12 protein-coding genes and 3 pseudogenes are annotated in these 11,706 nt (G+C 70.0%); 8 read left to right on the forward strand and 7 right to left on the reverse strand.

The genetic code is table 11. The features are described 5' to 3' along the window. Positions 1–493: 493 nt before the first annotated feature. From ACN27D_RS18230 to ACN27D_RS18240, 3 genes and pseudogenes are all read left to right on the forward strand, one after another. A complete protein-coding gene (locus ACN27D_RS18230; protein ID WP_358171403.1) occupies positions 494–847 on the forward strand; it encodes a hypothetical protein in 354 nt (117 codons plus the stop codon). Next, positions 831–905: pseudogene (locus ACN27D_RS18235) on the forward strand (hypothetical protein); the annotation flags it as partial. The gene ACN27D_RS18230 and the pseudogene ACN27D_RS18235, both read left to right, overlap by 17 nt. A gap of 125 nt (positions 906–1,030) precedes the next feature. Next, positions 1,031–1,644: pseudogene (locus ACN27D_RS18240) on the forward strand (acetyl-CoA carboxylase biotin carboxylase subunit); the annotation flags it as partial. Positions 1,645–1,762: 118 nt separating this feature from the next. Here the strand turns inward: ACN27D_RS18240 and ACN27D_RS18245 are convergent. The 4 genes from ACN27D_RS18245 to ACN27D_RS18260 are packed head-to-tail and all read right to left on the reverse strand — an operon-like array spanning position 1,763 to position 3,322. Continuing rightward, positions 1,763–2,092: an antibiotic biosynthesis monooxygenase family protein gene (locus ACN27D_RS18245; protein ID WP_358171307.1), complete on the reverse strand. Its 330-nt coding sequence runs from the start codon at positions 2,090–2,092 to the stop codon at positions 1,763–1,765. Continuing rightward, positions 2,089–2,574: an SRPBCC family protein gene (locus tag ACN27D_RS18250; RefSeq protein WP_421499587.1), complete on the reverse strand. Its 486-nt coding sequence runs from the start codon at positions 2,572–2,574 to the stop codon at positions 2,089–2,091. The genes ACN27D_RS18245 and ACN27D_RS18250 overlap by 4 nt, the downstream gene beginning before the upstream one ends. Further along, a complete protein-coding gene (locus ACN27D_RS18255) occupies positions 2,571–2,966 on the reverse strand; it encodes a cupin domain-containing protein (RefSeq protein WP_358171308.1) in 396 nt (131 codons plus the stop codon). The genes ACN27D_RS18250 and ACN27D_RS18255 overlap by 4 nt, the downstream gene beginning before the upstream one ends. Positions 2,967–2,980: 14 nt before the next feature. Further along, on the reverse strand, positions 2,981–3,322 hold the full coding sequence (locus tag ACN27D_RS18260) for a TcmI family type II polyketide cyclase (protein WP_358171309.1): 342 nt from the start codon (positions 3,320–3,322) through the stop codon (positions 2,981–2,983). 116 nt (positions 3,323–3,438) lie between these two features. Here ACN27D_RS18260 and ACN27D_RS18265 point away from each other — a divergent pair. Next, positions 3,439–3,813, forward strand: a pseudogene (locus ACN27D_RS18265) (AfsR/SARP family transcriptional regulator); the annotation flags it as partial. 241 nt (positions 3,814–4,054) lie between these two features. Next, positions 4,055–4,345 (forward strand): BTAD domain-containing putative transcriptional regulator, encoded by a 291-nt coding sequence (locus tag ACN27D_RS18270; RefSeq protein WP_358171311.1) that lies wholly within the window; start codon positions 4,055–4,057, stop codon positions 4,343–4,345. 61 nt (positions 4,346–4,406) lie between these two features. Here ACN27D_RS18270 and ACN27D_RS18275 read toward each other — a convergent pair whose 3' ends face one another. Further along, the gene (locus ACN27D_RS18275) at positions 4,407–6,029 is read right to left on the reverse strand and encodes an FAD-dependent monooxygenase (RefSeq protein WP_421499588.1); all 1,623 of its coding nucleotides are present in this window, start codon (positions 6,027–6,029) and stop codon (positions 4,407–4,409) included. A gap of 39 nt (positions 6,030–6,068) precedes the next feature. After that, the gene (locus tag ACN27D_RS18280) at positions 6,069–7,109 is read right to left on the reverse strand and encodes a methyltransferase (RefSeq protein WP_421499589.1); all 1,041 of its coding nucleotides are present in this window, start codon (positions 7,107–7,109) and stop codon (positions 6,069–6,071) included. 280 nt (positions 7,110–7,389) lie between these two features. On the opposite strand from ACN27D_RS18280, the gene ACN27D_RS18285 reads away from it, so the two are divergent. Together ACN27D_RS18285 and ACN27D_RS18290 are read left to right on the forward strand one after the other, a co-directional pair. Continuing rightward, positions 7,390–8,367 (forward strand): aldo/keto reductase, encoded by a 978-nt coding sequence (locus ACN27D_RS18285; RefSeq protein ID WP_358171314.1) that lies wholly within the window; start codon positions 7,390–7,392, stop codon positions 8,365–8,367. Positions 8,368–8,443: 76 nt separating this feature from the next. Beyond that, complete coding sequence (locus ACN27D_RS18290) at positions 8,444–9,547, forward strand: nucleotide disphospho-sugar-binding domain-containing protein (protein WP_358171399.1); 1,104 nt, start codon at positions 8,444–8,446, stop codon at positions 9,545–9,547. Between the two features lie 3 nt (positions 9,548–9,550). Here the strand turns inward: ACN27D_RS18290 and ACN27D_RS18295 are convergent, their stop codons facing one another. Further along, positions 9,551–10,282 carry a PIG-L deacetylase family protein gene (locus ACN27D_RS18295; protein WP_358171316.1) on the reverse strand — a complete coding sequence of 244 codons (732 nt, stop codon included), beginning with the start codon at positions 10,280–10,282 and terminating at the stop codon, positions 9,551–9,553. Positions 10,283–10,452: 170 nt separating this feature from the next. Here ACN27D_RS18295 and ACN27D_RS18300 point away from each other — a divergent pair, with 170 nt between their 5' ends. Beyond that, positions 10,453–11,691, forward strand: a complete 1,239-nt coding sequence (locus tag ACN27D_RS18300) for a cytochrome P450 (RefSeq protein WP_358171317.1) — start codon at positions 10,453–10,455, stop codon at positions 11,689–11,691. The last annotated feature ends 15 nt before the right edge of the window (positions 11,692–11,706 follow it).

The raw sequence follows: 11,706 nt of genomic DNA on the forward strand, positions 1-11,706 counted from the left end.
CGAGGTGCTGCTGCGCTGGTTTCGGACCTATCCGAGGCGCGGCTCTGAACGGCTCCTCTCGGTCGGGGTCATCGGAGGTTCGCCGGGCGTCTGGTCGCGTCCTGACCGGTCGGGCCGCAGACTGGCCTGCCGGTTTGCGCTCTTGCGGTTCGCCAGGATGTGGAGCCGATCTTTTGTCGCTTACCTTCTGGGCGGCTCGAGCCGCCGCGTCGAGCGGTCGCCGTTGCGGCTCCGTTCGCACTGTGGCGCGACCGCCGCTTGATCCGAGCGTGTCAATCTGCAGGGCAAAAATACCCGTGCCGATTGCACGTAGTCAACTGTTGGTGATCGTGCCGTCACGACACTGTCCCCCCATGTGGTCCGCGTCGATGCGACATACGAGGTCACCGGTACATGCAAGAGCGGCTCCACCGATCCTCAAGGCCACCCTGACGCGCGCCGACGAAGGTGGCCGCAGATCGGCACACGACTCCGCGGCACGAGAGGTGGTTCGGTGATCGAGACAATCCAGAAGACGCGTGCGGTCCAGACGGCGACGGAACCGGCCTGGCTCCTGTGCCGGGATTGCCGCCAGCCGCTGTACCTCCCGCGGTTCGTTCACGACCTCCGGGTGTGCGAACAGCGTAGCTGGCACGGCGCCATGACGGCGTCCGAGCGCTTGGATCACCTTTTCGACCCGGGCAGCCGGACGGACCTGACGGCACGGTCGGCGGTGGACGACCCCCTCGGCGTCGTCGACGTGCGCCCGTACCGTGATCGCTTGTACGCCGCGCGGGCCGGGACTGGGCTGGTCGACGGGGCTGTCGGTGCTACCGGGAAGCGCCGGGCCGGTGACATCCGAGCGTGACGCGGTCAGTGAGGCCGAGGCCGTCGGCTGCCCGCTTATCGTCAAGGACGTTGCGGGCGGCGGCGGGCGCGGCATGAGCGTCGTATCCGCCCCGGACGACCTCATCCCCGCCTATCGGCAGGTACGGGCCGGGCCACCGCGCAGGCCGCCTTCGGCGACGGGCGGGTCTACCTCGAACGTTACGTGCGCGACGCGCGGCACATCGAGATCCAGGTGCTGTGCGACCGATACGGTGCCGGCATCGACCTCGGCGAACGGGAGTGCTCCGTCCAACGCCGGCAACAGAAGCTCATGGAGAAGAGCCCAGCGGTCAACGTCCCGGAGCGGGTCTTGGAGCAGCTGCGGCGATCCGCCGTGGCCGGTGCCTTGGCCTGTGGTTACACCGGAGGGGGCACGTTCGAGTTCCTGCTGGACGCGGAGGACGGCACTACCTTATCGAGGTTAACTGCCGAATTCAGGTCGAGCACCCGGTCACCAAGATGGTGATCCAGGTGGATCTGGTCCGCGAGCAGATCAGCGTCGCCGCGGGCCAGCCGTTGCGGCTGTTGCAGGAGGACGTACGGCCGCGCGGCGCGGCTGTGGAGTGCCGGGTCAACGCCGAGGATCCCGCCAGGGACTTCGTGCCGGCGCCGGGACTGCTGGAGACGTTCCGGCCGCCGGGTGGCCCGTTCACCCGGGTGGACAGTCACGCGTTCACCGGCTATCGGGTGCCACCCGACTACGACTCGCTGCTTGCCAAAGTGATCACCTGGGCGCCGGATCGCGAGCAGTGCCTGAACCGGATGGAGCGAGCCCTGGCGGAGTTCGTCGTGGCCGGGCCGGCGGTACGGACGACCATCCCGTTCCTGGAGCAGGTGCGGTGCGGTGCGGTGCCGGGCCGGGCCGGGCCGGCGGGACGTCGCCGGCCCGGTCTGATCAGTACGCGGCCCGGACACGGTACAGGTCGTAGACCCGGGGCCGGGCGGTGTCCTGGTAGGGGCGTAGCGGCGCGGTCATCGCCCGATGCTCCGACCCCTGCTCCCAGCGTCGGAAGGCCGCGAAGCTCTCCCATTCGCTGACCACCTGCCACCCGCCGGGGTCGAGCAGCGATTCCAGCAACGCGTTGCCGAGCAGGCCCTCGGTGCCGCGCAGGCGGGCGCTGACCTGGTGGTATGCGGCTCGTAGCGGCTCCGCGCCGGCCGCTGGCTGACGGCACCAGACCACCACCCGCACCGGGCCGCAGCCGTCGTCGTGTTCGGCGGTCACTGTTGCTCCGCTGGTGTGGCATGCACGCGCGAGTCCCGGTGTGCCTGCTCGACCAGACCCTTGATCCGTTTCATCTGGATGCGGGTGTTGCAGTTGATCCGGTCAGCCATGCCGGCGTCGTCGACCGGTGCGCCGGGCTTCATCTGGAACTCCTGGATCCAGCGCATCTCGATGCCGTCCTGCACCGTGCGGTACGTCCAGTGGATCCTCATGAATGCGAACGGGCCGGTCTCCACCCGCTGTGCCCGCACGGTCCGGCCGACCGGGTCGCTGGTGCGTTCCGACACCCAGCTCCACACCGTGCCGTTCTCGTCCGGATGCATGGTCAGCCGGAATCGCACGGTGTCACCGCGCCGTTCCAAGATCTCCACGGAGGCGTACTCGCTGAACAGGTGCGGCCACTGCGGCAGGTCGTTGGTCATGTCCCAGATCATTTGCAGCGGCGCGTCGATCACGATGGCGTTCTCGGTTCTGCCGGTCATCGGGATTCGTCCTCCTCGGTCACGACGTGGCCCAGCTTCGGATCGGGGGCCAGGCCGGCGTGCGCGAAGACCAGAAAGGCCGTGTCGGATCCGGTCACCTGCACACTGTGCCGAACCGTGCGCCGGATCAGCACGGCGTCGCCCGCGCTCGCGGGGACCGGCTCGTCGTCCAGCCGGACCTCCACCTCGCCACTGACCACGTACAGGGCCTCCTCGGAATACGGGTGGTAGTGCTCGCGGATGCGCTCGCCGGGTCGCAGGGTCAGCACACCGAACAAGCCCTTCTCGGCACCGACCGTTCGCGGGCTGATCAGGACCCGCAGGTCACCGCCATGATTGCGGTTCGGGGAAACGTCTGCCGCGGCGATCTTCACCGGTTCCACTACGGTCACCTCTCTGCCGGATATCAACTGTGCGTGGTGGGCCGGCCATCGGCCGGCCAGTGATAGAACGGCTCAGCCATGGCGTCCCGCGGACCGCGCCACGTCGGCGAGTACGGCGTGACGTGCTCAGCCAGCCGCCGGTTGACCTCGTCGAACAACGGATGCCGCCGAACTGCTTCCAGCCGGGCGTCCAGCGGCGCCGTGCTGCGGATCAGATGGAAGTACAGCCCGTGGAAGCGGAACAGGGTGCGTTCCGAGACCTGCAGCAGATGCGGGAGCTCGGTCGCGTCGGACTTGCCGAAGATCTCCGCCACCGCCGGCGCGTCGTCGCCTGTCATCCTCGCCACGATCAGCGTGCTGTGCACGAGCGTCCTCCCCCGTACCCGTACGGCGCGGGCGGCCCCAGCCGGCCCGCCTGGTGTCTGGCCCAGTGTGAGCGGGCCCGCCCTGGGCTGGATCGAGGAACGATCCAGCCGGTTCTATGGCGGCGATTCAGCGTTACTCGACCGGTCGTCGGCTCGGCGGGCAACAGTGTTCGCGGGGACCTGAGGGCACGCGTGACCGAAGTGAGGGCAGGGCATTGGAACAGCTGCAGATCAGTGTGCTGGGTGTGCTCGAGGTGTTCGCCGACGGCAGCTTCACGCCGAGCGCAGCGCGTCTGCGTAAGACACTGTCCATGCTGGCGGTCTCGCCGGGCCAACTGGTGCCGACCGAGACCATCGCGCGGGAGCTGTGGCCCGACGTCCGACCGCGCAGCCCCGTCGCGACGATCCAGACATACGTGTACGAGCTGCGTAACGTACTCGACGGCCGTCGTCGCGCGCAGCGGGCGTATGTGTTGAGGACCGAAGGGTCCGGGTACCGCCTACGGATCGCCGACGACCAGGTCGACGCTATGCGCTTCGTGAACCTGGCCCGGGGCGACGCGTTGCTCGGTCAGAGTCGGCAGCGGCGTCAGCGCGGCGCACCGCCGCGGACGCCGTCGGAACCGGCTGCGGCCGCGGAGTTGCTCCGAGAGGCGCTGCAACTGTGGCGGCCGGTTTGTGGGAACGCCGACCGGCCCGAGGCTGAGCCGGCACGCACGCCTGCTGTAGGAGGTGTGGATCCGTGCCGTCGAGCGCCGCATCCGGGCGGACCTGCTGCTCGGCCGGTATCGGGAACTCGTCGGCGAGTTGCAGGCGCCAACCGTGGACCACCCGTCGAACGAGACGTTCCAAGCCCAGCTGATGGTCGTGCTGTACCGCGGCGACGCCCTGCAGGTGTACGCCAGAAGCCGGCAGGCGCTGGCTGACGAAGGGTTGGAGCCGTCCCAGCGGTTACGCTGGCTGCAGTACCGGATCCTCGGCGCGGACGGCTCGAACCCGCCGCTCAACGGGCTCGACGTCTGACCCGCCCGGCAGGCGGGCACGGCCGGGATCACTCGATCGCCGGCCGTACCCCCGGCGTCGTTCAGTCGCGGGCGGCGGCCAGTGACGGCTGTGACGCGGACCGGTGGAGCACGGCGGCGAGCGCCTCCGCGACGGCCTCGGGACGCTGCGCGCTGTCCGCGCGCCAGGCGATGAAGCCGTCCGGTCGCACCAGGACGGCGCTCTGCGGTCCGGCGCGGTAGGCCGCCGGCCACCGGTCCTGCGGATCCTGCAGTTCGCGCCCGGGGCCGACGAGATACGTGGCCAGCGGTACCTTGCGATCCGCCGCGTGTGCGCCGGCCGCCCGGGCCCAGTCGGCCGCAGCCCCGGCGAGCAGGACGAAGTGGCGGCCGAAGAGGTCCAGCACCGACAGGCGCCGGCCGTCTCGCACCAACTCCACGTGGGGTGCCCGGGAGCCTGGGCGGGCAGTGGGTTCGGCTGGGTCCTCAGGAGATCCGTCGCTGATCGCGCCGGCAAACGCCCCCGCGGAGTACCGGTAGCCGAACGACATGACGAGCTCGTCCAGCATCTCGCCGGCCACCTCCTCGAAGGCCCGGCCCTCCCGTACCTGGAACCGGATCATCGACTGCCGGACCATCAGTTCGGCGATCGGCCGGCGCTCGGCGTCGTAGCTCTCCAGCAGCTCCGGACCGGCGAGCCCGCGCAGCACGTACGCGATCTTCCAGGCCAAGTTGTGGGCATCCTGAATCCCGGTGCTCGCGCCGAAGGCACCGGTCGGCGGCATGACGTGCGCCGCGTCGCCGGCGATAAACACCGGTCCGTGCCGCATCGGCTGAGCGGACCGGGCGGCGATCTCCCAGGGAAGCCGGTCGGTGCTCTCGATCTCGACGGGCAGGTCGGGGTTGCCGACACCGAGCCGGACCAGCTCCACGCAGCGGTCCGTGGTGAAGTCGTCCGGGACCTCACCCTTCTCGGGATAGTAGGAGACATTGAACACCCATCGGTGCACGTTGTCCAGCGGCATGAACGTGCCCTTGACACGGTCGTTGTTGACGTACGCCGCGATGATACGGCGACCGCGCAGCGCCCCGCTCAGGTCCGCTCGGAAGAAGAAGCTCACCAGGTGGCTCAGTGTTCCCGGACCGGTGTGACTGATGCCGAGGCTCTGTCCGATCCGGCTGCGGTTGCCGTCGGCGGCGATGACGTAGCGGGTGCGTACCGTCTCCTCGGCGCCGGTCTCCCGGTCGAGCAGGACCACCGTCGCACCGTCGGCGTCGATGGTGACCCGCTTGGCGCGGACGTGGTATCGGATCCGCCCGCCGGACTTCTCGGCCCGCTCCCGCAGGAGCGGCTCGAGACGGTTCTGGTCGATCAACGACCACCCGCACGGGCTCAGCCGGCCTATCTCGGCCGGTTGTGGCCTGGGCAGCCGGACCCGCTCCTCGCCGGCCAGGGTCCGTACGTGCACCAGGTCGGTGTTGTCGGCGATGGGGGAGCGGTGGGCCGAAACCTCGGCCTCCAGCCCGACACTGCGGAGCAACTCGGTGGCCCGCGGATTGATGGCGCGGGCCTTCGGGTGCATCGAGGTGCCTCGATGCTGGTCGACCAGCAGCGACGGCATTCCGTGCCAGGACAGGAACACGGAGGCGGCCAGGCCGGTCAGGCCGCCTCCGATGATGAGTACCGGAACTTCGTGGGTCTGCATGCCGCCTCCCGGGGCGTGACGGAGCGGGTCCGGAATCGCTCAGCGGTGCGCGATCACAATGGTGTGGTCGTTGAGCACCGACGTGCTGGCGATGCGTTCGAAACCGGCTTCCCGCAACCAGCCGGTGCACTCTTCGACGCTGTACTCGGAGCCGCCCGCCGAGGCCAGCATGAAGGTCAGGCTGTAGAAGAGACGGTTCAGGTCCAGCGGGCTGCCGTCGATCATGCGGTCGTAGACGACCAGGGCGCCGCCCGGCCGCAACCGCTGGTAGGCCCGGGTGAGCAGGCCTTGGCGCGCTTCCGGTCCCCAGTCGTGCAGCACATGACCGAAGATCAGGACGTCCACCTCGGGGAGCTCGTCGGCGAAGAAGTCACCGGACTCGAACGTGACGCGGTCGGCCAGTCCGAGCCGTCCGATGTGCTCATCGAAGAACGGCCGGGACTGCGGGCGGTCGAAGCAGACGCCGGTGAGGTGCGGGTGCGCCTTGGCGATGACCGCGGCGAGGTTGCCGCGGGCGCCGCCGAGGTCGGCGAAGCTGTGGTACCCGCTCCAATCCAGCACATTCGACAGTTCCTCGCCCATACGGGTGCTGTGGCTGTCCATAGCGGTCATGAAGCGCCGTACCCGGTCCGGCTCCTTGGTGGCGTTCACCCGGAAAAGGTGCTGGTCGTCGTCCGGCGGCAGCGGTGCCTGTGCCTGCCCGGTCCGCAGCGCCTTGGTGAAACGGCCCCACGCCGGATAGAAGGTGTCGCTGGTCATCTCGGCGAACCCGACGATGTTGGTCGGCCGCGACCGGTCCAGGAATTGGTCTGCCAGCGCGGCGTTGCGGTACACGTCGCCGTCGCGCTCCAGGAAACCGAGCGCTTCCAGAGCGGACAGGAAGTGCCCGGCGAACCGGGGATGCAGGTTCAGCCGCCGGCGCAGCTGCGCCTCTGTCGCCGGTTCTTGCGCGAGGGTCGTGAAGAGATCGACCTCGACGGCGGACATCAACAGCTTCGACCCGCAGTACGCCATCAGCGTCTCGTGGACGGGCTGCGGCGTCAGCGGCTTGCCGGTCGGGTTCTTCGTGGTCGTGCTCACATGACCTCCCTGGTCAGCCGGCCCTCGGGGCCGCGTGGGTGGTGGCCCCCTGCCGGTGCTGTCCGACGCCGTGTCGCCGTGCCGGGAACCGCGGGCCGGTGCCGACTATCACCCCTCGTCGTCAAGGACGGCTTGAGAACGGGCACAGGCCCGGCATCTTCCACCGAGCTTCGAGGCTGCCTCGACCTCGTTCACCGAGCATGGCGGCGGAGGCTCCGGCGCAGAAGCCGGGGCGCCCCGACAGTGGGTCATCGCTCGGCGGCGACCGGAGGGGAACATTATGGAGACACGGTCACTCGGTGGGCTGACGACATCGGCGGTCGGCCTCGGCACCATGGGCATGTCCGGGGGGTACGGCGTACAGGATGAAGGCCTCTGCCTGGAAACGGTCGAGCAGGCGCTGAAGAGCGGCATCACGCTGATCGATACAGCCGATTTCTACGGCGGTGGGGAGGGCGAGAGGCTGATCGGGCGGGCGATCGCCGGCCGGCGCGACGAGGTGACCCTGGTGGTCAAGACCGGAATCCGTCCCGACCCGGCCGGCGGCATGATGCTCGATGGCCGCCCGGAGTACCTGCACGAGGCGGTGAACGGTTCGCTGCACCGCCTCGGCACCGACCACCTCGATGTCTACTGCCTCGCCTGGCGCGATCCCCAGGTGCCGATTGAGGACTCCGTGGGCGCTCTCGGCGAGCTGGTCACCGCGGGCAAGGTCCGGCACCTCGCACTGTCGGAGGTCTCCGTCAGTACGATGTGCGCAGCCCGGGCCGTGCACCCGGTGGTGGCGGTGGCCACCGAGTACTCGCTGTGCCAGCGGCACGTGGAGGACGGCATCCTGGCGGAGCTGCGGGCGTCTGGCTGCGGGCTGCTGGCCTACGCCCCGCTGGGCCGCGGCCTGCTCACCGGCACGGTCGCGCGTTTGTCTGACCTCGACCAGGGCGACTGGCGCAACAACTTCCCCCGGTTCGCCGACGGCAACCTGCAACACAACCTGGAACTGATGGAACCGCTCCGGGAACTGGCGGAGCGGACCGGGCGCACGCTCAGCCAGCTGGCAATTGCCTGGCTGCTGCACCGCGGCCCGGACATCGTGCCGCTGGTCGGCGCGAAACACCCCGACCACATTGCCGAGGACGCCGCCGCCACGTCGATCGAGCTGGGCGCCGACGACCTGACGGTCCTGGACCGCTGCTTCCCTGCCGGGCAGGTCGCCGGAGAACGGTATGCCCCGTCGGTCGCCTCACTGATCGATGCGTAACCGGCCGCAGATGAGGAAGGTGTCCGAAATGCGGGTATTGTTTGTCACCAGTCCGGCCGAGGGACATTTCTATCCCATGGTCCCGCTGGCCTGGGCCCTTCGTTCCTCGGGGGCGCAGGTCCTGGTTGCCACTCCGGCGAGCTTCGCTGACGAGGTGACGACCGCAGGGCTGCCGACCGCGGCGAACTGCGGGCCGCTCGACATGATCGAGACCATGCGGCCGGATCCGGGATCGGGCACGCCCCGGCAGGCGGCCACCGCCGTGGAGGTCCGCCGCAACACGGGCCGGGGCTTCGCCAAACTGGCCGCGCTGGCCCTGCCCGGCACCGTGGAGCTGGCCCGTTCCTGGGGCCCCGACGTGGTGATCGCGGAGTCGATGGCGCTCGCCGCGCCGGTGGTGGCGAGCATGCTCGGCGTGCCGTTCGTCGAGCACCGGTGGGGTCTGGCGGTGCGGCCGGAGCTCGCCGCGGTGGCACGCGACGAGATGAGCGCGGTCACCGGCGCCCTGCCGCCCATGCCGGCGGTCGAGGTGCTCGATGTGTGCCCGCCCAGCTTCCAGTTGCCCGGCGCGCCGTCCTCGTTCGCGTTCGCGTATGTGCCCTACAACGGGCCCGCCACAGTACCGGCGTGGACCCGCGAGCCACGGCGACGCCCGCGGGTGTGCCTGACCTTGGGCACCGTGCTACCCAGGTACGGCCGGGTCACCCCCTTGATGGATCTGCTGCTCAAGGCCCTGGTCCAGCTGGACGTGGAGGTGGTGGTAGCCATGCGCGAACAGGACCGGCAACGCCTGGAGAGTATCGACCTGCTGCCGGTGGAGGTCCGTACCGCGGCCTGGCTGCCGCTCAACGCGGTGCTGCCGGCCTGCGACGCGGTGGTGCATCACGGCGGATCGGGAACCACGATGACCTCGCTGGTGCACGGCCTGCCGCAGGTGGCGCTGCCGCATTTCGCCGACCAGTTCGTGAACGCCGGCCGGATCACCACCACCGGCACCGGGGTGGCGCTATCGCCTGAGGAGGCCGACGCCGACGCGGTGGCGTCAGCGGTGTCAACGGTCCTCGCCGACGACCGGTTCCGTGCGGCGGCCGCCGCGGTGCGCTCTGAGATCGCCAGGCTGCCCACACCGGCCGCCACGGTGGACGTGGTCCGCCGGGTCGCGGATTCGGTACCCGCCTGACGTTTAACCGAACACCGTCGCCAGGAAGCGTTCCGCCAACCTCCCCGCCGGCAGGCCGGTCGCGCCGGCCAGGTCAGCGTGTCGGTCGCGGAGCCGCTCCACCAGCACGCCGGCGTCACCGACCTGAGATCGGTGGGCCCGCAGCGCCGCCACTTTCCGGTCGAAGGTGTCCGTGATGTCCGGGTGGTGGTTGCTACGCGGACCGCCCATCACCCACAGCTCACGCACCGGCCACGCCGCGAGCTTCTCGTCGGTCAGCAGCCGTCGGTGGGCCAGCGGATTCCGGGCGTCCGGATACACTGCCCCGAGGGTCGCCTCACCGGTCGCGCGGTGATCCGGGTGACTGGCCGCGGGCATTTCCCAGGCGATCTCGGGACTGTGGGTGAGCACCCGGTTCGGCCGGACCTCGCGGATCACCCGGGTGATGTCGCGGCGCAGGTCCAGCGAGACGGTCAGCTCGCCGTCCGGACAGCCCAGGAACCGGATGTCGGTGACGCCCACCGCGCGGCCTGCCGCGAGCTGCTCGGCGCGGCGGATCGAGGCGCGTACCCGCCGGTCTCCGGCGTCGTCGTCGAAGCCCGCTTCACCGTCCGTCACGACGCAGTAGACGACCGTTGCGCCGGCCGCCGTCCACCGGGCCACCGTTCCGGCCGCCGCGAAGTCGACGTCGTCGGGATGCGCGACGACGACCAGCGCGCGATGCAAGTCCTGATCGGGCAGCAGTTCCGGGGTCATGCCGGCTCCTTACTGGCGGGGTCGCCGCAAGTCTGCGGCAGCGGCCTCGAGACCGGGTGGAGCCGGGCGCTCCACCGGTTGTTGAGGCCGCCACGACCGGGTCCGGTGAAACTGGCCGGGTGTGCGGGGCGTACCGCCGTCCCATACAGCAGGACGGAAGGAGAATGCCCGTGACCGCATCTGCCGTCAGCTCGGTCGGCGACGACTACCGGCCGAACGATCTCAGCGCGGACCCCTATCCCTTCTACGCCCGCGCCCGTCGTGAGGAACCGGTGTTCTTCTCGCCCGCCATGAACGCGTACGTCGTCACCACCTTCCGCGATGCGCGTGCCGTCCTGGCCGACCCGGACACGTACTCGCTCGCCGCCGTGCTACGCCCGCTGGAGCAGCTGCCACCGGAGGTGCGGGCCGAGATCGACGCCGCGGTCCCGGTGCTCCCGGCCAGCCACGGCGATCCGGGGGACGAGGCGCGCCGGCGCGCCGCCGAGGCGACCCGGCTGGCGTTCTCCCGCGCCGAAGTCGATCAGCAAGCCGAGCATCTGCGCTCGGTCGTGGCGGACCTGATCGACCGCTTTGCCGCGGCGGGACCCGGCGATCTAATGAGCGGGCTGGCCCGAGCCCTGCCGGTGCACGGCAAGGCCAAGACGCTGGGCATCGATCCGGCCGACGTCCCGGCGGTGGTCGACGGCAGCTATTCACTGACCTATCTGATGTCCGGCTCGGACAATCTCGACGCCGGGGAGCAGATGGCGGCGGCCCGCCGGGTGGCGGCCTACCAGCGGTTGCTCGACCGGTACGCCCAGCAGCGCCACGACCAGCCGTGCGACGACCTGATCAGTGCTGTCGTGGCGGCCGTGCGCCCGACGGACAGGTCCCTCCCGGTGGCCGCCCGACGGACCGTCATCGAATCGCTGACCGGGCTGATCGGTGCCGGGCAGAACACCACCACCGCCATGATCGGTACCGCGATGTGGCAGCTGCTGCGCCACTCCGCGCAGTGGGAGCTGTTGCGCAGCCGGCCGGAACTGGCGTCCGGGGCCGTGGAGGAACTGACCCGCTACGACCTGCCGCTGCAGGGTCTGTTCCGGCAGACCACTCGTGCGGTCCGGCTGGGCGACAAGGATCTCGCGGCCGGCGTACGCGTGATGGTGCTGTTCGCCTCAGCCAACCGTGACGAGACGGTGTTCGAACGTCCGGACGAGCTCGACATCACTCGCAAACCCCAACGGCACATGTCGTACGGCCACGGCCCCCGCTCGTGCGTGGGCAGCTATCTCGCGCGCCAACTGTTGCAGTACACGGTCGTCGGGCTGATCGACCGCTTGCCGGGGCTGCGGTTGGCCGGTGACGGACCCGTCTTCGTTCCCGGCATGCATCGCATCATCCACCGGCTCGACGTTGCGTGGTGAGGTGCGACCGTTCGG

This window comes from Micromonospora sp. WMMD1274, from assembly GCF_049179035.1.
Classification (GTDB): Bacteria; Actinomycetota; Actinomycetes; order Mycobacteriales; family Micromonosporaceae; genus Micromonospora; species Micromonospora tulbaghiae.